This window comes from Pantoea sp. Mb-10, assembly GCF_021272205.1.
Classification (GTDB): Bacteria; Pseudomonadota; Gammaproteobacteria; order Enterobacterales; family Enterobacteriaceae; genus Pantoea.
In genome coordinates this window covers 68,952-90,256 of the sequence record NZ_JAJSDX010000006.1, presented here as the reverse complement: position 1 = coordinate 90,256, position 21,305 = coordinate 68,952, and the positions used below count along the sequence as shown (strand labels likewise).

General features: G+C 53.0%; 21 protein-coding genes. 9 read left to right on the top strand and 12 right to left on the bottom strand.

Annotated features, from left to right (window positions below; all coding sequences use genetic code 11):
* Positions 1-141: 141 nt before the first annotated feature.
* From LU196_RS13675 to LU196_RS13650, 6 genes are all read right to left on the bottom strand, one after another.
* Positions 142-918 (bottom strand): amino acid ABC transporter ATP-binding protein, encoded by a 777-nt coding sequence (locus tag LU196_RS13675; protein WP_232760195.1) that lies wholly within the window; start codon positions 916-918, stop codon positions 142-144.
* Positions 915-1,601, bottom strand: a complete 687-nt coding sequence (locus tag LU196_RS13670; protein WP_232760194.1) for an ABC transporter permease — start codon at positions 1,599-1,601, stop codon at positions 915-917. Before LU196_RS13670 ends, LU196_RS13675 begins: the two co-directional genes overlap by 4 nt.
* A gap of 12 nt (positions 1,602-1,613) precedes the next feature.
* Complete coding sequence (locus LU196_RS13665) at positions 1,614-2,333, bottom strand: ABC transporter permease (protein WP_232760193.1); 720 nt, start codon at positions 2,331-2,333, stop codon at positions 1,614-1,616.
* 12 nt (positions 2,334-2,345) lie between these two features.
* A complete protein-coding gene (locus tag LU196_RS13660; RefSeq protein ID WP_232760192.1) occupies positions 2,346-3,188 on the bottom strand; it encodes a transporter substrate-binding domain-containing protein in 843 nt (280 codons plus the stop codon).
* A gap of 7 nt (positions 3,189-3,195) precedes the next feature.
* Complete coding sequence (locus LU196_RS13655) at positions 3,196-4,395, bottom strand: M20 family metallopeptidase (RefSeq protein WP_232760191.1); 1,200 nt, start codon at positions 4,393-4,395, stop codon at positions 3,196-3,198.
* A 286-nt stretch (positions 4,396-4,681) separates the two neighbouring features.
* Complete coding sequence (locus LU196_RS13650) at positions 4,682-5,614, bottom strand: AraC family transcriptional regulator (protein WP_232760190.1); 933 nt, start codon at positions 5,612-5,614, stop codon at positions 4,682-4,684.
* Positions 5,615-5,774: 160 nt separating this feature from the next.
* Between LU196_RS13650 and LU196_RS13645 the strand changes: the two genes are divergently transcribed.
* Positions 5,775-6,497, top strand: a complete 723-nt coding sequence (locus LU196_RS13645) for an SDR family oxidoreductase (protein ID WP_232760189.1) — start codon at positions 5,775-5,777, stop codon at positions 6,495-6,497.
* Positions 6,498-6,538: 41 nt separating this feature from the next.
* On the opposite strand, the gene LU196_RS13640 is transcribed toward LU196_RS13645, so the two are convergent.
* The 5 genes from LU196_RS13640 to LU196_RS13620 form a co-directional block, all read right to left on the bottom strand.
* Entirely contained in the window at positions 6,539-7,231 is a 693-nt protein-coding gene (locus LU196_RS13640; RefSeq protein ID WP_232760188.1) for a DJ-1/PfpI family protein, read from the bottom strand.
* A 65-nt stretch (positions 7,232-7,296) separates the two neighbouring features.
* Positions 7,297-8,301 carry a magnesium/cobalt transporter CorA gene (gene corA / locus LU196_RS13635; protein WP_370641000.1) on the bottom strand — a complete coding sequence of 335 codons (1,005 nt, stop codon included), beginning with the start codon at positions 8,299-8,301 and terminating at the stop codon, positions 7,297-7,299.
* Positions 8,279-8,773 carry a GNAT family N-acetyltransferase gene (locus LU196_RS13630; RefSeq protein WP_232760186.1) on the bottom strand — a complete coding sequence of 165 codons (495 nt, stop codon included), beginning with the start codon at positions 8,771-8,773 and terminating at the stop codon, positions 8,279-8,281. The genes corA and LU196_RS13630 overlap by 23 nt, the downstream gene beginning before the upstream one ends.
* An 80-nt stretch (positions 8,774-8,853) precedes the next feature.
* Entirely contained in the window at positions 8,854-9,174 is a 321-nt protein-coding gene (locus LU196_RS13625; protein ID WP_232760185.1) for an AzlD domain-containing protein, read from the bottom strand.
* Complete coding sequence (locus tag LU196_RS13620; RefSeq protein ID WP_232760544.1) at positions 9,164-9,838, bottom strand: AzlC family ABC transporter permease; 675 nt, start codon at positions 9,836-9,838, stop codon at positions 9,164-9,166. Before LU196_RS13620 ends, LU196_RS13625 begins: the two co-directional genes overlap by 11 nt.
* Before the next feature lie 102 nt (positions 9,839-9,940).
* On the opposite strand from LU196_RS13620, the gene LU196_RS13615 reads away from it, so the two are divergent.
* Positions 9,941-10,486: an XRE family transcriptional regulator gene (locus LU196_RS13615; RefSeq protein WP_232760184.1), complete on the top strand. Its 546-nt coding sequence runs from the start codon at positions 9,941-9,943 to the stop codon at positions 10,484-10,486.
* 88 nt (positions 10,487-10,574) lie between these two features.
* A complete protein-coding gene (locus LU196_RS13610) occupies positions 10,575-11,135 on the top strand; it encodes a GNAT family N-acetyltransferase (protein WP_232760542.1) in 561 nt (186 codons plus the stop codon).
* A 51-nt stretch (positions 11,136-11,186) separates the two neighbouring features.
* Here LU196_RS13610 and LU196_RS13605 read toward each other — a convergent pair whose 3' ends face one another.
* Complete coding sequence (locus tag LU196_RS13605) at positions 11,187-12,563, bottom strand: aldehyde dehydrogenase family protein (protein ID WP_232760183.1); 1,377 nt, start codon at positions 12,561-12,563, stop codon at positions 11,187-11,189.
* A gap of 464 nt (positions 12,564-13,027) precedes the next feature.
* Here LU196_RS13605 and LU196_RS13600 point away from each other — a divergent pair, with 464 nt between their 5' ends.
* The 6 genes from LU196_RS13600 to LU196_RS13575 all read left to right on the top strand — a co-directional run bounded on the left by LU196_RS13600 (position 13,028) and on the right by LU196_RS13575 (position 21,298).
* A complete protein-coding gene (locus LU196_RS13600; protein ID WP_232760182.1) occupies positions 13,028-13,957 on the top strand; it encodes a RepB family plasmid replication initiator protein in 930 nt (309 codons plus the stop codon).
* Positions 13,958-15,420: 1,463 nt separating this feature from the next.
* Positions 15,421-16,620, top strand: a complete 1,200-nt coding sequence (locus LU196_RS13595) for an AAA family ATPase (protein ID WP_232760181.1) — start codon at positions 15,421-15,423, stop codon at positions 16,618-16,620.
* A 7-nt stretch (positions 16,621-16,627) separates the two neighbouring features.
* Positions 16,628-17,599: a ParB family protein gene (locus LU196_RS13590; protein WP_232760180.1), complete on the top strand. Its 972-nt coding sequence runs from the start codon at positions 16,628-16,630 to the stop codon at positions 17,597-17,599.
* Positions 17,600-18,067: 468 nt separating this feature from the next.
* Positions 18,068-18,769: an aspartate/glutamate racemase family protein gene (locus LU196_RS13585; protein ID WP_232760179.1), complete on the top strand. Its 702-nt coding sequence runs from the start codon at positions 18,068-18,070 to the stop codon at positions 18,767-18,769.
* Between the two features lie 343 nt (positions 18,770-19,112).
* Positions 19,113-20,219, top strand: coding sequence for an ABC transporter substrate-binding protein (locus LU196_RS13580; protein ID WP_232760178.1), 1,107 nt, complete (start codon positions 19,113-19,115; stop codon positions 20,217-20,219).
* 257 nt (positions 20,220-20,476) lie between these two features.
* Positions 20,477-21,298, top strand: coding sequence for a Cof-type HAD-IIB family hydrolase (locus tag LU196_RS13575; protein WP_232760177.1), 822 nt, complete (start codon positions 20,477-20,479; stop codon positions 21,296-21,298).
* Positions 21,299-21,305 lie beyond the last annotated feature (7 nt).

Here is a 21,305-nt window from a genome sequence, read left to right as displayed (position 1 = left end):
TGTGGGCTGCCGTGCGATGTCCTACTTGATTGGCAAATTAACGGCGGCGACGTCCGATGCTGCGCAAAAAAATTCGCCCTACCGATGAAGGAGGGCGATCTTTCCATAATTCAGGTGGGAAAACTATTAGCACTAATCTGGTTAACGGTTTCGCTCAAGGTGGCTGCGCACAAAAGCACGGCAGCGCGGTGAAACCGGCTCGCTGAAAAGTTGTTCAGGAGCCCCTGCTTCTTCGATCCGCCCCTGATGAAGGAAAATCGCCTTGTTGGCGACTTCACGGGCGAAGCCCATCTCATGCGTCACGATGATCATGGTCCGCCCCTCTTCTGCCAGCGCACGAATCACCCGCAGCACTTCCCCCACCAGTTCAGGATCGAGTGCCGACGTCGGTTCATCAAACAGAATCGCCTTTGGCTGCTGAGCCAGCGCGCGGGCAATCGCCACGCGCTGCTGTTGCCCCCCCGACAGCTGCGCGGGCCAGGCGTTGCGCTTATCGTACAATCCGACTTTATGCAGCAGCGCTTCCGCTTCTTCCAGTGCCGCGTGTTTGCTGCGCTTTTGCACGTGTATCGGCGCTTCGATGATGTTTTGCATCACCGTTTTATGCGGCCACAAATTGAATCCCTGGAACACAAAGCCCAGCTGCATGCGCATCCGTTTAATCGCCCGCTGCTGCTCACGACTCAGTTTGCCTTGCGCATTGTTCAGGGTCACGGTGTGATCGCCAACGGTGATCTCACCACCCTGCGGCACCTCCAGAAACGGAATGCAGCGCAGCAGCGTGCTTTTACCTGAACCACTGGCTCCGATCAAAGAGATAACATCCCCATCTTGCGCGGTAAGGCTGATGTCATGGAGCACGGCCTGCCCGCTGTAACTTTTTTGCAGATTACGCAGGGTAATCGTGGGAGTGATCATGGTCGCGCTCCAGCGTGATAAGGCGATAAATAGCGCTCAAGCCGCGCCATACCGTAGCTAACCAAAACCGTTAACAGCAGGTAGATTGCGGCAGCGCTGAGAAAAACCTCCAGCGCGCGGAAGGTTTCGGAAACAATCGAATCGGCAATGCCGGTCATCTCCATCAGGCTAATGGTGCTGACCAGCGAGGTGGATTTCAGCATGGAGATAATCTCATTACTGTAGGCAGGCAGCGCCTGACGTACGGCGAGCGGCAGGGTAATACGGCGCAGCGTGGTGAGCCGCGACATGCCACACACCCGCGCCGCTTCAACAGATTGCGGGCTAACAGCATTCAGCCCGCCGCGTAAAATCTCTGCGGTGTACGCGGCATCGTTCAAGATGAGCGCAATCAACCCACACCAATAAGGATCGCGCAGCAGTGGCCAGAGCAGGCTCTCGCGCACTGCCGGCAAACTACCGAGGCCGTAATAAATCATGAAAATCTGGATCAGCAGCGGCGTGCCGCGAAACAGCCAAACATAGAAACGGGTGACATAACTGCCCACGCGGTGTTGACGCAGCAGATTGAGCAACAGCGCTAACAGCGCGCCGCCCATCAGCGACAGGATGGCCAGGTTGAGCGTGAGCGGTAATCCTCGCCATAGCGCAGCGAAGGTGTGCTGTAAAAATGTAAAATCCATGGTCGCGGCCCTTTACCAACGCGCGCGCGGCTGACCGCGCATGGCGATTTTTTCCACGTAGCGGAAAACCCAATCGGAGCAGGTGGTGATAATCAGGTAGATCACTGCGCCCACGCTGTAAAAGAAAAAGGGCATCTGCGTGGAGTTGGACGCCGTTGAGATCTGATTCATGGTCTCAACCAATCCCGTCACCGACACCAGCGCCGACTCTTTAATCACTGATTGCCACTGGTTGCCCATGCCCGGCAGCGCGGTGCGCAGCGCCTGCGGCACGATGATGCGGCGGAACAGCATCAGGCGGCCCATGCCGGTCACCGTGGCAGCTTCGAGTGTGCCTCGCGGAATGGCATAAAACGCCCCGCGAAACACGCCGCTTTGGTAAGCGCCAGAGATCAACCCGATAGCAATCGCACCCGCAACGAAACCGTTGACGTCAAACGGGCCCGCCAGGCCCAGCTTTTCGCCCACGAACGACACAACCTGACGACCGCCAAAGTAAAAAAGATAGATCACCAGCAGCTCAGGAACGCCGCGAAACAGCGTGATATAGCCGTGGGCGAGGCGCTGCTGCCAGCGCGCGCCGCTGACTTGCATCCAACACAGGACGCTGCCCAGCACCGCGCCCAACAGCCAGGCACAAAGCGAAACGGACACCGTGACTGCGGCGGCGTCCATCAGCACGCCGCCCCACCCTTCATCACCCAAGCCTAAGAGTTGCCAGTCGATAGTCATAGGCGTTCAGCATCACTCCGCTGGCGCGACGTTTTCGCCGAACCATTTTTGTGACAGCTGTTTAAGCGTGCCATCTTTGATCATGGAAACCAGCGCACTGTCCAGCGCGGCTTTGAGTTCAGGGTTATTTTTTCGGATCGCAATCGCCGACCCTTGGCCCAGCACGCCACCGACAAAACCGTAGCCGGTGCTGTTAACGCTATCGAGATGTTTTTTAACGTAGGCATTCAGATTGGTGCGTGATGCCATTACCGCATCTACGCGCCCGTTTAACAGGTCAGCAAACGTTTCAGGACCCGACTGGTAGGTGCGGATAGTGGCGACATCAGCCAGATATTTGTTGAGAAAATCCGCCTGGATAGTGGCCACCTGGACTGCGATGGTTTTACCTTTAAACTTCTCTTTAAGCGCATCGATCGCCTTCGTCATACCGGCGGCATCATCGGCTTTTACCACTTCGCCGTTGCCCGGCAGCGTATCCACCGCACTGCCCTTCATGGTGACGAAACCGGAAACAGAAACCGTGTATTGATGGGTAAAATCCACCACTTCCTGCCGTTTTGGCGTGACCGTTACGGCATCGATCACCGCATCGTATTTGCCATCCACCAGACCGGGAATCATGCCCGACCACTTCTGCGCCACAATCTCGTATTTAAAGCCCGCGCGCTTCGCCAGCTCCGCCACCATATCCGGTTCATAGCCCACAATCTTGCCGCTCGGTGTCGATTGGTTAAACGGCGGATACGCGGCTTCCGTCGCAAATTTCAAGGTGCCAAAATCCTTCGCCTGCACCAGCGCTGACGCCAGTAGCAGCATGCCCGCAGACAGGGTAAACAGTCCTTTACGCATCATAGAAACCTCAGTGTGATTTAGGTGAAAGGAGATCGATAGCAAGGCGAGCTAGCGCCTGCGTGCCTGCGTGCAGGCTGCGTTCATCGGGCTGATAGTCCGAGTTATGGAGATGGTCGTCGCGTCCAGGCGCGCCTGACCCGATATGGATCTGACACCCTGGTGCCCGTTCGGTGAACAGCGAAAAATCCTCTGCGCCAAAGCTGAGGCTGGGTTGGGCGACGATGGATTTACCAAACTGATGAGAAAGAATAATCTCAAGGGCGCTGACCAGGTTGTCATCATTCATCAGCGGCGGGACGCCGTGCTGGTACTGGATCTCAATGCGCGTGTTCGACGCCAGCGCCACGCCTGCGCAGATACGCCGGAAGGCCGCTTCTATCGCCGCACGCGTTTCGGGGGATTTGGCGCGCACCGTGCCCTGTATCAAGCAGCTATCAGAAATAATGTTATGCGTGGTGCCCCCGTGAATGTGACCAATGGTTAATACCGCTGAGTTCGCGGGATCAAGCTCGCGGGATACAATGGTCTGCAACTGGCTGATGAGGGTTGCCGCGGCGATAATGGGATCGGTGCCCATGTGCGGACGCGCGGCGTGCGTCGATTTGCCGTGAATAACGATGTCAAATTCGTCGCTGGACGCCGTGCTGGCTCCGCGGGTTAACGCGACCTCCCCGGCCGCCAGCTCCGGCTTATTATGCAGCGTGATGGCATAATCAATCCCGTCCGCCGCACCATCAGCAATCATGGCTTGGGCACCGCTTTCTGCGGTTTCTTCCGCCGGCTGAAAAATCAGTCGCACCGTGCCGTGCAAACGCGCCCGGTAATGCGGCAGAATGGCGGCCACGCCTAACAGCGTTGCGGTATGAATATCATGGCCGCAGGCATGCATTTTACCAGGGTACTGACTGCTAAACGGTAAGCCGGTTTGTTCGTGGATCGGCAACGCATCCATGTCCGCACGCAGCAGCAGCGTTTTGCCGGGCTGCGCCCCCACAATATCCACTACCACTCCGGTGCGGCCGACGCCGGTTTTGGGCGTCAGCCCCAGACGCAGCAATTCCTGATTAACCAATTCGGCGGTGCGTACCGTGTCAAATCCCAGTTCAGGATGGGCGTGAATGTCACGTCGCAGCGCAATGAGATGGGCTTCTAAGCGTTCACTTCTTTCACAAATTTCCCGGGCTAAAATGGCGTTTACGTCTGTCATAAGTGCGGTTTTCTTGCAGGCTGGCGCCTGGCCTTGATGGCATTTTTATGAATAATGTCACTTTATTTATTCACAGCACCGCACAGATTGCAACGCACAACCCGGCAAATTACTCATTGAAATTACGTGATTTTTGCTAATCATTTGCGTGAAAAGAATAAAAAGCACAAAATGCATGTTTACGCATCGATAACATTTATAATTCTTCCAGCCTAATCAGTTTTACTGATTATTCTCTGCAATAAACAGCCCGCTTCGAAGAGACCCCGGCAAGCCGTCTGCCGCATCAGTGCGGCTCGACGCGTCCGAATTGCTGTTCCGCAGGCAGGAGTGCGAAAGCACGCTTCATCACGCGCGCCTCGTCCGCCGGACTGCGTCCGAACATCCGCTTAAATTCGCGGCTAAACTGGGAATCGCTCTCATAGCCCACGCGCGCTGCCGCGCCTGCAGCGGTGACGTTGTCGCGAATCATCATCAGGCGTGCCTGATGCAGACGCAGCGATTTTACATACTGAATCGGTGACGTTTGGGTTAGGTTTTTAAAATGCAGGTGAAAGCGCGGCACGCTCATTCCCGCTTCCCTGGCGAGAGAAGGCACGTCTAACGGCCTTCGCCAGTCGGCATGGATGCGGTGCAGGGCGCGGGCGATGCGGCCAAAATGCCCCTGAAACGTCAAGGCGGCTCGCACCGCCGCACCCTGCGGCCCCATTAATACGCGAAAGCACACTTCTTCTGCGCGCGCTGGGCCGAGGATTTTTGCCTCCAGCGGCTCGCTCAGCGCCTCCAGCAGCCGCAGGGTCGCTTTCGCCAGCGCCTCATCAATGGGCGTGGAGACCATACCTGCCGGCGGCTCACGCGTGACAGCCACCGTTCCCGGCAGCTGAGCGACTAAGCGAGACACCTTATCAATATCAAGGCGTAGTGCCAGCCCCAGCAGCGGCTCGTGCGAGGTCGCTTCTGTCTCGGCCGAAAACGGCAGCGGCACCGAAAGCACCAGATAGTGCTGCGCATCATAGTGGTAGAGACGATCGCCGAGAAACGCGCGTTTCGCGCCCTGACAAATAATGATGATGCTGGGTTCGTACAGCACCGGCGTGCGGGCCCACTGTTGATTGGCGCGCATAAAACGCACGCCGTCCAGTAACGATTCGGTATAGCCTTCGTGGCGCGCTAGCTGACTAAGCCGCGCGCAAATTTCCTGACGTAACGCCGACGACATGCCCCTTCTCCGTGAGAGATTTTTAGGCAAAGCATAGCGGCCTATTGCAATGCCTGGCAACGCTGGCGAGAGAATCAGGCAATGATGCGCGACGTTCAGGCCTGTTTATCCTTCATGCACTTTCCCACAATGGCCTCGTCAACTTCACGAGGAGATTAACATGTCGAAAGTGATTGTCTTAACCGGCGCCAGCAGCGGTATTGGCGAAGCCATCGCGCGTCATCTGGCGCAGCAACAGTACACCTTAATTCTGGGCGCGCGCCGCACCGAAAGACTCGCTGCATTGTGCGAAGCACTGCGCGCGCACGGTGCCCGCGTGGACTTTCTCGCCACGGATGTCACGCGTCGTGATTCCGTGCAACAGCTGGCAGACTTCGCACTGGCGCAGTATGGCCGCATTGACGTCATGATCAACAATGCAGGTGTGATGCCGCTATCGCCGATGCACGCGTTGAAAGTGGAAGAGTGGGATCGCATGTTGGACGTCAACGTACGCGGGGTGCTCTATGGCATTGCCGCTGTACTGCCGACGATGGCGCAGCAGCAAGCGGGTCACATCATCAACATTGCGTCGATCGGCGCGCTGACGGTATCGCCTACCGCTGCCGTGTACTGCGCAACAAAATTTGCCGTTCGCGCACTCTCTGATGGCCTGCGGCAGGAGTCGCGTCATTTGCGCGTTACGGTGATTAACCCCGGCGTGGTGGAATCAGAATTGGCGGAGAGCATCACGGATGAAGTGGCCCGGGAAGCGATGAGGCACTATCGGCAGATTGCGTTGAAGCCCGAGGCCATCGCCAAAGCCGTCGCATGGGCGATTGAACAGCCTGGCGAGGTTGACGTGAATGAAATCACGCTGCGCCCTACTGCCAGCGGGCATTAAGGCAAATAAACCTTGGCGATTTCAGGCTGAAATTCACTGCCTTAGCGCGTCAATTTTGCAGCAGCCGCTTCGGTTGCTGCTCGCCGCCGGGCGATGAATTCTTTCATTTGCGCGCGCGCCTGGTTTAGCCGTGCTGCACTGGCGGTGCGTGGAGAGCCGCTGGTAAACGGCGGATCGGGATCGTATTCCATTTGCAGCTGAATGAGCTCAGCCGTTTCGCGTCCCGCGATGGCTTCCGTTACGGTGAGCGCAAAATCGATACCGGAGGTGACGCCCGCACCGGTGATGCGGTTGCGATCGCACACCACCCTCTGTTCAACCGGGATTGCGCCCAATAGGCTGAGCTGTTCAAGCGAGCCCCAGTGTGTTGTGGCGCGATAGCCGCGTAATAATCCTGCCGCACCGAGCACCAACGAACCGGTACACACCGACGTCACCCATTTTGCCGCGCGCGCCTTTTCCCGAACAAACGCGAGCGTTTCGCTGTCGTTCATCAAAGCAATCTGGCCCGGCCCACCGGGGATGCAGAGAAGATCGAGCGCTGGGCAGTCGGCAAAGGTGGTATCAGGCAAGATGGCCATGCCGCGATCGGCGATAACCGGTTGGCGATCTTTCCAGATAAGGTGCAATTTAACACCCGGAAGCCGAGCAAACACTTCCCACGGCCCCGTGAGATCAAGCTGCGTCAGCGCAGGGAACAGTAGAAAACCGATCGTTACAGATGAATCAGGCATAATGCGTTCCGTCAGGAGATATCAGGACGTTATCATGGCGCGAACCTCAGGCAGAGGCAAACACCTTACAGCCAGCCCGCCTTTTTGAAGCGCGCCCACATGATGCCACAAATGGTGAACGTGGCGACCAGCACGGCCGGATAACCAAAGTGGCTTTTTAGCTCAGGCATGTCGGAGAAATTCATGCCATACATGCTGAAAACGATGGTTGGCACAATCAGCACCGCCCCCCACCCTGCCAGTTTTTTGTTCACTTCGCTCTGCTGTACCGAGACCAGCGCCAGATTCACCTGCATCGCGCTGGTGAGCATTTCGCGCATGTCTTCCGTATCCACCACGACATGATGGGCATGATCCTGCACGTCACGCAGATACGCGCGCAAGTTTTTAGGTATAAAATCTTCATGAAAGCGCATCAGTTGGGCACAAATCTCCGTGACCGGCATAGCGGCATTGCGCAGCGCCAACAATTCTCGACGCAGGCGGTAAACGCCTTGAAGCGCCTGGCTGTCGAAACGCGTGGTGAACATCCCCTGCTCCAGATCGCCAATACGCTCACTGAGCGCTTCGGTAATATTGGCATATTGGTCGACAATAAAATCCAGCAGGCAGTAGAAAGCGTAGCCCGGTCCCTCACACAGCATGGCTTGGTTTTTTTCGGCCTTGGCACGAATGGCCGCATAGCCTTCTGCGGAACCGTGACGCACAGTGATCAGGAAATTTTTGCCGAGGAAAAAGTGCGTTTCACCGAAGCAGATACGTTGCCCATCGTTCAAATGTGCGGTTTTCGCCACGATAAAAACGGATTCGCCATACTGTTCAATTTTGGGCCGCTGATGCGCCACCAGCGCATCTTCAATGGCCAGTTCGTGCAGGTCGAACTCCTGCTGCAGCGTTTGCATAAAATCCGGTTCAGGTTGATTCAGCCCAAGCCAGACGAAAGATTTTTCCTCTTTAAGGACTTCACTGATCTCTGCAATATCCACGTGCTCTTGTCGTTTGCCGTGGCGATACACCACGCAATTAATCACTTTACTGCTGTTCACGTTAGGGTCTCTTGTCATGATCATGATGAATGACGCGCGTCATTTCTACACACGCCAGATCGGCCTGCGCCAGCGCAGAAGGATAGCGCGTCTCGCGCACGGCAGTGAATCCGTGGCGCAGATAGAAGCCGCTAGCGTTAGGCGTAGCGGCAAGCCAGAGCTGCGTGAAGCCGCGCTGCCGCGCCTCGCTGATGAGTGCTTCCATAATTGCGCTGGCGTAGCCTTTACCGCTGCACTCTGGCAGCGTGAAGATCGCCTCAATGCTGCCGCCGTTCAGATCGAGAAAGCCCGTGGCGGCCACGCCATAGTGCGCATCGTCAACGACATAGAAAGGGTTATTTTGAATGACCGTGCTAAAGCCACCGGGGTGTGCGTCAGGCGTCCACGCCGTAATGATCTCGGGCGGGTAAACGGACTGGCATCCGTGGCGAATGGCAAGATTGCGCACTCGCCACAGCGCATGAACCTCTTCTTGATGTGCAAGGCGCGGCGTCATAATGACTTCCCTGAAATCGAAAATGCGAGAAATGAGAGTAGCAAAACTGGCGGCAAAGCGGATCCGCCCGTTGTACAGCGTTAAGGTACACCGAAATAGCGCAACAGTGCCGTCATTGCTGCGGCGCCAAGGATGATCAGTATTAGCGGCGCGCGGCGCCATGCCAGGAAAACCGCGAAAAGCACGCCCACTACACGCGCCACGCCAGAAAATTGGCTGCCTTCAAACAGCGCAGTCGTGACGGCTACCGCCAACAGCAGCACCGTGGCGGCATCGGAGAGCATGGCACGCACGCGCGGAGACATCGACATGCGACTGCCTAATCGGTAGCCCGCAAAACGGATGGCATAGGTGCCCACCGCCAACAAAACGATACCCGCCAGAATGATATTACTGTGCATCTTTTTTCTCCCGCCAGCCAAGCAGCCCCAGCAGCGAAAACAACACAGGCATGCCCGCCGGTACAAAGGGTGTTACACCAACCGAGAGCGCTGTGCCGATCATGGCGGGTAGCCGGGTGCGCCGCTGGCGCAGCGCCGGGAAAATCAGCGCAATCAGAATGGCGGGAAACACCGCATCCAGTCCAATGACGCTGACATCCGGAATAAATCGACCTAGATAAGCGCCGCTGATCACGGATAATGGCCAAATGGCGAAGATGCCGAGCCCACACACCCAGTACGCTGCGCGTCGCTGCGCCAGCTGAGACTGTGAAATGCCAAACACCACGCTTTCATCATTCATGATATGGCAGCCCAACAGACTGCGTCCGCCTCGCCCGACCAAGTCCTTAACCGCGATACCAAAGGGCAAATGGCGCGCGTTGACCAGCAAACCGGCGGCGGCGGCCGTTATCGGACTGCCGCCGCCGGCAACGATACCAATGAAGAGAAATTCGGACGCCCCCGCCAAAACCAGCGTAGACAGCATCAGGGGCACCCAGAGCGGAAATCCCTCCGCTGCGGCGAGTGAACCATACGAAAGTCCGACGATGCCGTCGGCGAGACACACGAGAAATATCGCTTTGATTACGCCGCGATCAAGCGGCACCGCATCCAGACGTATCACAATTTAATCTCATATCGAACAGGTTAGCCGTTATAATGAACGCGCCCCGGATGTTTTACAAGATGAACAATTTGTTCGATATAAAGAACAGGAGTCACGGTGACACCCATAGATATTATTGCTGCTGGCTTGGTGCGTGAGCGCCAGCTCGCCGGACTTTCGCTGTCAGAAGTGGCGCGACGCGCCGGGATAGCCAAATCGACGCTGTCTCAACTCGAAGCCGGCAACGGCAATCCCAGTATCGAAACGCTGTGGTCCCTGTGTGTGGCGCTTAATATTCCGTTTGCTCGGCTGATGGAGCCTGAAGTGAAACGCTTACAGGTGATTCGTCGCGGTGAAGGAATGGTGGTCTCTGCGGAACTGTCGGATTATCAGGCCGCCCTGCTTGCAACCTGCCCTCCCGGCGGCCGACGTGATCTCTACCTGATTACTAGCCAGCCAGGCGCGCCACGTGCCTCTAAGCCTCATCCTCCCGGTTCGGTTGAACACGTTATTATAGCGCGTGGCCGCGCACGTGTCGGACCCGCACATTCCCCGGTTGAATTGCATCCTGGCGACTACATTTGCTATCCCGCAGATGAGCCGCATCTCTTTGAAGCATTAGAGCCTGATACGCTAGCGGTGCAGCTGTCAGAGCAAAATTAGCCATCGCAATTTCCTCTTACTGCTTCCGGTGATTTGGTTTACGTAATGTGCCATGCTGGTTCTCTGCATGTCAGCCTGTGAGCAACAGATGGAGATTATTCCCGCACGACCGCACCACGCGGCGGCCATTCAACACATTTACGCCTGGCATGTGCTGCACGGTTGCGCCACGTTCGAGACAGAACCGCCGGATGAAGATGAAATGTCTCGTCGCATCAACGATGTGACGCAGCGTGGCGGATTTTGGCTGGTGGCTCAGGAGAGAGGCCGGGTAATAGGTTACTGCTATTTAACGCATTATCGCCCTCGCTACGCCTATCGCTTTACGCTGGAAGATTCAATTTACCTCGATCCTGACTACGCCGGCCGTGGGGTTGGCCGAGCGCTATTGCAACACGCTCTAACCCTTGCTGAAACGGCTGGATTTCGTCAAGTCGTGGCAATTATTGGTGATAGTGCCAATCAGGCATCGCTGGGGCTACACCGCGCGTTGGGATTTGCGCAAACGGGTGTTCTAAAATCGGTAGGGTTTAAGCACGGGCGCTGGCTGGATACCGTGATCATGCAGCGCCCTTTGGGAGAGGGTGATGCGCAGCTGCCTGAAACGTTTTTGGCAGCGATGCCTAATAAGCGGAAAGATTCACTGTAATCAGTAATCCTTCAGGATTATTTCCGGGTGCCAACGGCACCCGGTCAGTGCTTAACGGCGATTTTTCCATATGGTTTGCACATTGCAGAACTCGTGCACGCCAAAGCTGGAAAGTTCGCGCCCATAACCGCTCTTTTTCACACCGCCAATTGCAACGCGCGGATCAGAGGCACCGTTGCCGTTAATAAACACGGCACCGGTTTCTAGCTGAGCCGCCAGCTGGTTAGCCATCGCCTCACTACCGCTCCACACCGTGGCGCTAAGTCCAAAGTCGCTGTCATTAGCCAGTTCCAGCGCGTGTTGTGCATCTTTGGCAACGGTAATGGCTGCTACAGGGCCAAAGATCTCTTGGCGGAACGCGGTCATCTGCGGCGTAACGCCAGCAAGAATTGTCGGCGCGTAGTAATTTCCTGCCCCCTCGATCTTGTGTCCGCCCATGACCAGACGAGCCCCCTGCTGCACGGTCTCCTGTACCTGGCGATCGAGCTCATCCCGCAGATCGTAGCGTGCCATAGGGCCAATAAAGGTCTCTTCCTCAAGGGGATCGCCTATTTTAAGGGCTTGCACTGCTGCGCTAAAACGCCGCTCAAACGCCTCAGCAACGCTCTCCTCGATAATGAAGCGTTTGGCAGCCATACAGACTTGTCCGGTGTTTTGATAGCGTCCTGCGACGGCTGAAGCGACCGCAGCATCAAGATCCGCATCGGCAAGGACAATAAAAGGATCTGCTCCCCCCAATTCGAGCACTGTCTTTTTTAATACGGCGCCTGCCTGTGCGGCAATCGCGGCTCCGGCGCGCACGCTGCCTGTGACCGCGACGGCAGCAATACGAGGATCGCTGATGGCGGTAGAGACGCCCGCGTTATCCACATTGATCAGCGTGAAACCGCCTTTGGGTAAATCTGTCGCGTCGAACAACGAAGACAGGAGTTCGGCGCAGCCCATGACGCCAGGCGCATGTTTAAGAACGTAGGTGTTACCCGCCAGCAGCATGCTGACTGCACCGCGCAAAACTTGCCAATAAGGGAAATTCCACGGCATGACGGCCAAAATGACCCCTAATGGACGAAAAGCTTGCCACGCCTGTTGATTCTCAACCAAGGTGGGTTTGTCCGCTAACATGGCAGGCCCCTGCTCCGCATACCAGTCGCAGAGATTGGCACATTTCAGCACTTCGGCTCGAGATTGCGCGATAGGTTTGCCCATTTCTAACGTCGCCATTTTCGCCAGTTCATCCTGACGCTGACGCAATTGCTCCCCCAGTTGGCGCAAAACGTTAACGCGTTTCTGCAGAGAGGTATCGCGCCAAACAGTATAAGCATCGGCACTTTGCTGCAGTGCGGCTTCAAGTTGATGCTCAGTAAGCAGCGGATAAGTCGCTATGATGTCACCCGTGGTCGGGTTGCGAGAGAGGACGTTATCTGACATGGATGCCTTCCTGTTGAAGAGTGGGTTCAGAGAACAGCTACCGTACGCCGCTTAGGTGATGATGAAAAATGAATATTCTTGAGGAAGTTGTTCTGTGTAAATGAAAGCTCGATGCTCAAGGTCAATAATGCCTGCTCAGAAGCGTAACTTGTCCAACGTGGCTCTATTCGACAATCTTCTCGCTTATCAACATGATCTTGAGAAGACTTATCCAGTTATACAGTGAATAGATCTCTAAAAAGATCATTAAGAGATCTAAAAGAGATCCTAAGAGATCCCCGATCGCGCGAAGCCGCATGGGACAAGGCCTGAGAAGGTGATCGCGTTCACTATAATGAGTAAAATGTTCACTGTAACCAGTAGATTATTCACTATACACTGTGGAATGTTCACTATAATCGGTGATACTGTTCACTGTAATCAGAAATCGATCCTTTTCATCCACAGCGTGAAGATCATATCCCATGGCAGATAAAGATAGCGAAAACAAAGCGTTACTAGAACCTTTTCTGTCTGTTACCAAAAACAGCGGTGAAGTTATTCAGCTTCACCCTAATAAAAATAACACCGTGCAACCGGTCGCGCTGATGCGTCTTGGCCTGTTTGTTCCGACCTTAAAATCCACTGCGCGGGGTAAATCAGGCGCAATGGCGTCGACCGACGCCACGAAAGAACTGAAAAACCTGTCGTTAGTGAAAGCCGAGGGGTATGAAAAAATAACCATCACGGGTGCTCGGCTGGACATGGACAACGATTTCAAAACGTGGGCCGGGATCATACAGTCATTTTCTCGTTATCCTTCAAAAGGAGACACGGTAACCCTGCCGTTTATCGATTTTGTGAAAATGTGCGGGATCCCCTCAGCCAACTCCTCTGCGGCGCTGCGTAAACGCTTAGATGCCTCACTCAGGCGTATTGCGACCAACACGCTTTCGTTTGAAGGTAATGGCAAAGCCTACCATACGCACCTCGTCCAATCGGCCTATTATGACCGGGAGAAGGATCTGGTGCGCATTCAAGCCGATCCTAAGCTTTTCGAACTGTATAATTTCGATCACAAGGTCTTGCTGCAGCTACGGGCCATTTCGCGCCTGAAACGCAAGGAATCCGCTCAGGCGCTTTATACCTACCTGGAAAGTCTTCCCATCAATCCTGCACCGATATCGCTTGCCAGGCTGCGTATGCGCCTTAATTTAGGCTCTAAGACCACCACCCAGAATCATGTGGTGCGACGAGCCATGGAACAGCTCAAAGAGATTGGCTATCTGGACTATTCAGAGGTAAAGCGCGGGCGCTCGGTGTTTTTCATCATTCACAGCAGAACGCCCAAGCTGGATGGAATTAGCAATCTGGAGAGCATTGATGTGCTGGATGACATCGAGTTTGAAGACTGATTTTCCTGTTCACTGTAGTCAGTAAGTTGCCTCAGCGGGTGTCACTATTGAGTAAAAAGTGACACCGTTACCCGTTTCATACCCCCTTATTATCCTGCCTCTGCGCGATGTTCACTGTAATCAGCACTATTCACTGTAATCAGTATTTCCTCTCTGGGGAGTTCCTCGGCACTCTGACTCTCACAAGCCTTTTTGACGATTTTATTGGTTTATATCGATAGTAAGTGCTCACATATTGATGTAATCCCGCTTTATCTTGGCTGTTTAGCTTGAGGTTTACTGATTACAGTGAATTTCGGTATCGCTAGTGTCGGTACCTATTACATTGGCTAACACAGTGTGTGCCTGACCGAACGCAGTGAACGTTAATAAATAACCTATTGATATAAAATAATAATTACTCGGCATACTAAACGTTCACTGTAATCAGTTCTTTCACTGTAATAAACACCAGTAAAAGTGACAGGGTTCGTAGCTGCTACTGATTACAGTGAATCTTTCCGCCTGCGCCATACGCCCCTCCCCCTACGCTCCCCTACACCAAAGCCGTTAGCCAAACGCTCGCCACCCTTAAAGTTTGCTGCCAATATCGTAATGGCGTTTGTGTCTCTGCTTCACTGTACAGAGGGTGGCCAAGCTGCTTTCTCTCGCAGCCAGTCACGCTGGATAAATGCTGTTGCTGATTACAGTGAATGCCAACGCATCATAGCTACCCGACTACTGATTACAGTGAATGTCATCTGGGGTCGCAGCTAAAGCACGCGTCAAACAGTGCTGATTACAGTGAATGTTGTGAGCGAAGGTCAATACGAAACGCGGCTTGGCCTGCAGTAATACTGATTACAGTGAATCTTTACAGGACGCCGTGAATAAAACGGCGAGAAATTGCCTTGGCCAGGGGAGCATAAAGGGATTTTACTGATCTCTATTTTTACTGATTACAGTGAATATCTCAGGTGCGTTTTCGCAACGTATCTAGCAAATTCAATGGCATGCTCACAGGATGGCCCACTGATTACAGTGAACATATGGATGCGCAGCTTTTCCAGTTTAGGATGGGGAGTGGGCATAAGGTCAGAAGATATACTGATTACAGTGAACGTTTGAGTATGCAGGGGCTTACCTTGGTGAACGCCTGCTGATTATAGTGAATGTTCACCGTCCTCTTGCTGATTAGAGTGAACGGTTAACGTTCTTCTTCGCTTTTTACTGATTACAGTGAATCCCTGTTTGGCCAGGCCGTGAATGCGCCTCCCTTGCAATGTCTGACTACAGTGAATGTTTGCAGTATGTTCCCTTCCTCTTGTTTAGCTTCTCACGCGGTCAGCTGACTACAGTGAATGTTTCCCAGCTTTTAGAGGGGATGCAGCCAACTCATGATTATTCAGAAGTAAATGATATAAATTTGCCTCATGTGCAGGATTTATGTATAAAGTCACAAATCCTACATATGTGGAGCAAGTATGGCTAACGATGAGAAACAAGTGCTGAAGGTTGCTCAACGTTCTGAAAGAATGCTGTTAAGTCTGACAGAGCAGATTCAGGCACAAAAACAAGAACTCCGTGAGAACACGTTCTACCAAGTTTATGCCAAAGCCGCGCTGGCGAAATTACCAAAATTAACGCGCGCAAACGTTGACTATGCGGTTAATGAGATGGAAGAAAACGGTTATCAGTTTGATAAACGTGCTGCGGGTACGTCAACAAAGTATGCGATGTCGATTCAAAACATCATCGACATTTATCACCATCGCGGCGTTCCTAAATATCGCGATCGTCATGCTGAAGCATTCACGCTGTTCGTGGGTAATCTAAAAGGCGGTGTATCAAAAACGGTCTCAACGGTGTCTCTTGCTCACGCCCTGCGCGCGCATCCGCATCTGCTTTTTGAAGACTTGCGTATCCTGGTCATTGATCTCGATCCCCAATCTTCCGCTACCATGTTTTTGAATCATGAGCGTTCAGTTGGGCTGGTGGAGGCCACTGCAGCGCAGGCGATGCTGCAAAACGTCAGCCGGGAAGAGTTATTGAACGAATTTGTCGTACCCTCAATTGTGCCGGGTGTAGATGTACTGCCCGCCTCTATCGACGACGCCTTCATTGCCTCGCGCTGGGAAGAACTGTGCAGTGAACACCTGCCCGATCACAACGTTCACGGCGTGCTGTATGAGAATGTCGTGTCAAAGCTCAAAAAGGATTACGACTTCATTTTCATTGACAGCGGTCCGCACCTGGATGCTTTCCTGAAAAACGCGATTGCGGCGTCGGATTTGTTAATGACTCCGGTTCCGCCTGCACAAGTGGATTTTCACTCAACGCTAAAATACCTGACGCGCCTGCCAGAACTGATCGCCATCATTGAAGACTCCGGAGTGCCGTGCCGACTACAAGGCAATATCGGTTTTATGTCCAAGCTCTCCAACAAGGCAGATCACAAGCTTTGTCATAGCCTTGCCAAGGAAATTTTTGGCGGTGACATGCTGGATGCGGCCCTACCACGACTTGATGGTTTTGAACGCTGCGGCGAATCCTTTGATACGGTGATTTCTGCTAACCCCTCAACCTATGTCGGCAGTACTGAGGCGCTTAAGAACGCACGGTCAGCCGCCGAGGATTTTGCCAAAGCGGTGTTTGACCGCATTGAATTTATTCGCCTGAACTGAGGTTATTATGAGCGCAAAACGCATTACGATTGGCCGTACCTTCAGCCAAACGCCTTTGCAGAATGACAACGATTCAGCGGGCCATGCACAAACTTTCATTCTCTCAACGGGTAAGCGCGCCCTGTTTACGCTGCAGCATATCGCGGCTAAGGACATTGAGGCGCAGACCTATGTGGTGATGGAAACCAATGGACGCGATCAATCGGGTCTTACGCCTGAATCGCTGCGCGATATTATTCGCACGATCAAGCTCCAGCAATTCTTTCCTGCCATCGGTGTTAAACGCGACAATCGCATCGAAATCCTTGACGGTTCACGGCGACGTGCGGCAGCGTTACACTGTAAAACGGGCCTGGATGTATTAGTCACCGAGTCGGCTATTTCAGCGGAAGAGGCGCGTCGTCTGGCGCAGGACATTCAGACTGCCCGTGAACATAACCTGCGTGAAGTGGGTATGCGACTGATGTCGTTGAAAGAGAGCGGCATGTCCCAAAAAGAGATCGCTGAGAATCAGGGGTTATCACAAGCTAAAGTCACGCGTGCGCTTCAGGCAGCAAGCGTTCCGCTTGCGCTGGTCTCGGTGTTTCCCAATCACTCTGAACTCTCTTACCCTGACTACAAAACCTTGCTTCAGGCTTGCGAAAAACTGCAAGAAACGGGTCAGACGGTCGATGCACTCATTGATACGATCGCCAGCGATATCGATAGCGTATGCGCCCGTGACGGACTTGCAGAAGATGAGGTGAAAAATGCGATTTTGCGTCTGGTGCGCAACGGTAGCCAATCACTTTTACCGTCTCCGGCAAAAGATTCCGTTGTCACAACGGCGCTGTGGTCATTTGCGGATAAAGACCGCTTTGCACGTAAAAAAACGCGTGGCCGCATGTTTAGCTATGAATTTAATCGTCAGTCAAAAGAGCTGCAGGATGAGCTAGATCGCGTCATTAATGAGACATTAAGCAAATACCTTAACCAATAAAACAGGCCGCCGAAAGGCGGTTTTTTGTGGTTTCGCCAACGTGTTTTCATCCCTAACAGTATGAAATTAGGCAATTATTGAGAAAAATTTCAGGCTGAAATCGCCACGCTGTTTTTGCATTAAATGAGGGTAAACCGCTGGCTCACCCCTTTTAGCTGAGGGTTAAGTAGCCAAAATGATTATCGGCATGAATCATGCGCTATCAAAAGACGAAAACGGTCAACAACCCGTGAAATCTATTTCTTTCGCCGTGATAATTTCGTGTTTATCTCTTTGAATTAATTGTTTTTTGTTAAAAAATTTCAGCCTGAAATCGCCAGAATTTGATTTCCTATTCTACTCTGCCAATACAGAACCATTAGGGTTAGCCAACGATTATTCAATAGTTTATCCACAGAAAAAGTGGATAACTTTCCCAGCTGCGGTATCGTCTTGTAAACAGAAATCCATTTACTAAGGCAGCAACCCATGAAATTAATCGGCCTGATTGGTGGCATGAGCTGGGAATCCACTGCGCTCTACTACCGCATCATCAACCAGCAGGTAAAACAGCAGTTAGGTGGTTTGCACTCTGCGCGTTGCGTCATATATAGCGTGGATTTCTACCAAATCGAGACTTTGCAATCTTCCGGTGAGTGGGAGAAAGCAGGAAAGATTCTCGCTGATGCGGCAAGAAGCCTTGAGGCAGCAGGTGCAGATTTTATTGTGCTCTGTACTAACACTATGCACAAAGTGGCACAGGCGATTACAAACGCGGTTGCCATCCCCCTTTTGCACATTGCCGATGCGACGGCCGCACAAATCAGCCACGAAAAATTTAAACGCGTGGGTCTGCTGGCGACAGCTTTTACCATGGAGCAACCCTTCTACATTGAGCGCTTCGAACGGTCTGGCATTGAGATTATCGTGCCTGACACGGCTAATCGTAAGACGATACATGACATCATCTATCAAGAGCTTTGCTTAGGGGTCATCCGCGATGAATCACGACGGCGCTATTGTGAAATAATGGCAGCGTTAGTGCATCAAGGCGCCGAAGCCATCATTTTAGGCTGCACCGAAATTACCCTATTGGTGGGTGCACAAGACGCCTGTGTTCCGCTATTCGACACCACGCAAATTCACGCTGAGGAAGCAGTACGCTTTGCCCTGTGCGGCAGCTCTCGATAATCTATCGATAAAACACCTGAAGGGTTAACGGGTGACGCACTATCAGCTGTGCACTAACCGTTAGTCCTCTCAATGTTACGCGTACATGATTGCGTGTAGCGTTCACTGAATCAGGCTTACTGTTGGAGTAAGCGCACCGCGCAATGCATTTAATGCAAAGGAGATTGGAGCCTCTATTCTGCTCTAGCGCTAGACATCATTCCAGGTGGACGGCGCTTATTGGCCTTAGGCAGGAGAGTAAAATTCCCTTACAAGCTGGCTGACACGACCGTTTTTAACGGTGTAAGGCTTGTGGTAAAGTTATTGATAATAATTACCATTACCTTTCAACAGGGAGTTTTTAATGATGAAGCCTTTGCTGGCAGCTATTGGCCTTTTGGCGTCAACAGCCGCAGTCGCTACCACTTATCCGCTGACTATTACCGATTTAGACGGCCATAAGCAGGTTATTAAACAAGAGCCACAACACGTTATTTTACAAGATGGGCGTGACATTCTGTCACTGGCACTCTTGGATCGCGACAATCCGTTTCATCGCGTCGTGGCATGGAATAATCTGCCAAAAAAACAGGATATCCAAACGTGGGAGATGCTAAAACGCCAGTGGCCGGAAGCGGCGAACATTAAAGACATGGGCTTTAACGATCAGGGACAGGTTGATCTTGAGAGCGTATTGGCGAAGAAGCCCGATTTAATGATCGCACAGCTACGTGCAAAGGATGCCTTGCAGCAGTCCGGTGTGTTAGCGACGCTGCAACGACTCAATATTCCCGTGGTGTTCCTTGACTATGAGTTACACCCGGCACAGAACACGGCGCCGAGTATCACGCTGCTGGGCAAGGTGCTTAATCGCGAGCGCGAAGCAAAAGCCTACGTTGATTTTTATCAGGCGAAGTTTGCCCGAATAACGAAAGCTGTGTCTGAAGCCCACACAAAGCACACCGTATTCATTGAACCCATTGCCGGCAATAGCGATAACTGCTGCTTCACACACAGCCATAACGGCTGGGGTGGGCTGGTTGAAGCCGTCGGAGGTAAAAATATCGGTTCCGCACTGCTACCGGGTAACTCTGGATTTGTGTCCATGGAAAAGATTATCGCCATGAAACCTGACGTCTACATCATGACCGGTTCAAAACGTCCAAACGCCAATGTTCTGCCCTTTGGCTATGGTGTGCAACCCAGCGAAGTCAGCGCGACCTTCCAGACATTGCTGAAACGTACGGGTGTCGCGCAAATTGAACCGGTTAAGCAAAAGCGCGTCTATGGTGTTTACCACCATTTCTATAACCATCCTTACAACATCATTGGCATGGAGATCTTAGCCAAAGATCTTTACCCCCAACAGATGAAAGATGTCACGCCAACCGCTGATTATCACACGCTGATTAAAACGTTTACCCGCTTACCGGACGAGGCCATTACGCTCAGCTATCCCGACAACCAATAAGCGATCTCTGGACCAGCGCGCAATGCAATACACCGTATTGCGCGCTGTCAGCAACCGCTGCGCCTGCATGAATATCCTCTCTGCCTGGCTTCTTCTTGTTGCAAACGCGCCCGCCGTGATACCTCAATCGCGAGAAAGCTCTGAAAGCGGTTAACAAACTCATTATTCACATTCTCAATAATCCTTAGCGCGAGTAAGCTTAATGAAAACCTTTTCACAGCCGAACGGAATAGTGGTTCACAATACAGGAGCGCAAAATGGCAGTTAAATTGATCGCGGTGGATATGGATGGAACGTTTCTTGATGACAACAAACAATACAATGCGCAGCGTTTCGCGCGTCAGTATGCGTTACTGAAAGAACAGGGTATCCATTTTGTGGTCGCAAGCGGGAACCAGTATTTTCAGCTACAGCACTATTTCCCAGAGATAAAAGATGAAATTGCCTTCGTCGCGGAAAATGGCGCATGGGTATCCCAAGGTGATGAGGTCATTTTTTGCGGGGAATTGGCGCCAGAGCGTGTACATCAGGTGCTCGACATTTTGGCAAAAGAGCCAGATATCAGCACGGTGGTGTGCGGACGTAACGGCGCGTATGTCCACGCCTCTATGCCCGATGAGGTGATGGCCATGCTGGCTAATCATTATCGCCGTCTCGAAAAGCGCGATGATTTATACGCCATAGATGACACCATTTTTAAATTCTCTCTGAACCTCGCTCACGAAAATGTGGATGCGCTGCTGGAGCGCTTACACGGGGAATTAGGCGCGATTGAAAATATTATGCATCCGGTCTCCAGCGGTTTTGGCTTTGTGGACTTGATCATCCCCGGCTGTCACAAGGCACACGGCATTGCGCTGCTGCAGCAGAAATGGGGCATTGATGATTGTGAAGTGCTGGCTATCGGAGATAGCGCGAACGACCTCGAAATGCTGCGCCAGGCGTGTTACAGCTTCGCCATGGATAATGCGGCAGACGCCGTAGCAAAAGTTGCGCGTTATAGAACACAAAGCAATAACGAGGAAGGGGCGCTCAATGTGATTGCACGCCTGCTGGCGCGTGAGACGCCATTTGCGTAATGCCCGT

Excerpts from the sequence above, each read along its gene's own strand:
- LU196_RS13675 (WP_232760195.1), bottom strand. The coding sequence starts at position 918 with ATGATCACTCCCACGATTACCCTGCGTAATCTGCAAAAAAGTTACAGC.
- LU196_RS13670 (WP_232760194.1), bottom strand. The coding sequence starts at position 1,601 with ATGGATTTTACATTTTTACAGCACACCTTCGCTGCGCTATGGCGAGGA.
- LU196_RS13665 (WP_232760193.1), bottom strand. The coding sequence starts at position 2,333 with ATGACTATCGACTGGCAACTCTTAGGCTTGGGTGATGAAGGGTGGGGC.
- LU196_RS13660 (WP_232760192.1), bottom strand. The coding sequence starts at position 3,188 with ATGATGCGTAAAGGACTGTTTACCCTGTCTGCGGGCATGCTGCTACTG.
- LU196_RS13655 (WP_232760191.1), bottom strand. The coding sequence starts at position 4,395 with ATGACAGACGTAAACGCCATTTTAGCCCGGGAAATTTGTGAAAGAAGT.
- LU196_RS13650 (WP_232760190.1), bottom strand. The coding sequence starts at position 5,614 with ATGTCGTCGGCGTTACGTCAGGAAATTTGCGCGCGGCTTAGTCAGCTA.
- LU196_RS13645 (WP_232760189.1), top strand. The coding sequence starts at position 5,775 with ATGTCGAAAGTGATTGTCTTAACCGGCGCCAGCAGCGGTATTGGCGAA.
- LU196_RS13640 (WP_232760188.1), bottom strand. The coding sequence starts at position 7,231 with ATGCCTGATTCATCTGTAACGATCGGTTTTCTACTGTTCCCTGCGCTG.
- corA (WP_370641000.1), bottom strand. The coding sequence starts at position 8,301 with ATGATCATGACAAGAGACCCTAACGTGAACAGCAGTAAAGTGATTAAT.
- LU196_RS13630 (WP_232760186.1), bottom strand. The coding sequence starts at position 8,773 with ATGACGCCGCGCCTTGCACATCAAGAAGAGGTTCATGCGCTGTGGCGA.
- LU196_RS13625 (WP_232760185.1), bottom strand. The coding sequence starts at position 9,174 with ATGCACAGTAATATCATTCTGGCGGGTATCGTTTTGTTGGCGGTGGGC.
- LU196_RS13610 (WP_232760542.1), top strand. The coding sequence starts at position 10,575 with ATGGAGATTATTCCCGCACGACCGCACCACGCGGCGGCCATTCAACAC.
- LU196_RS13605 (WP_232760183.1), bottom strand. The coding sequence starts at position 12,563 with ATGTCAGATAACGTCCTCTCTCGCAACCCGACCACGGGTGACATCATA.
- LU196_RS13600 (WP_232760182.1), top strand. The coding sequence starts at position 13,028 with ATGGCAGATAAAGATAGCGAAAACAAAGCGTTACTAGAACCTTTTCTG.
- LU196_RS13595 (WP_232760181.1), top strand. The coding sequence starts at position 15,421 with ATGGCTAACGATGAGAAACAAGTGCTGAAGGTTGCTCAACGTTCTGAA.
- LU196_RS13590 (WP_232760180.1), top strand. The coding sequence starts at position 16,628 with ATGAGCGCAAAACGCATTACGATTGGCCGTACCTTCAGCCAAACGCCT.
- LU196_RS13585 (WP_232760179.1), top strand. The coding sequence starts at position 18,068 with ATGAAATTAATCGGCCTGATTGGTGGCATGAGCTGGGAATCCACTGCG.
- LU196_RS13580 (WP_232760178.1), top strand. The coding sequence starts at position 19,113 with ATGATGAAGCCTTTGCTGGCAGCTATTGGCCTTTTGGCGTCAACAGCC.
- LU196_RS13575 (WP_232760177.1), top strand. The coding sequence starts at position 20,477 with ATGGCAGTTAAATTGATCGCGGTGGATATGGATGGAACGTTTCTTGAT.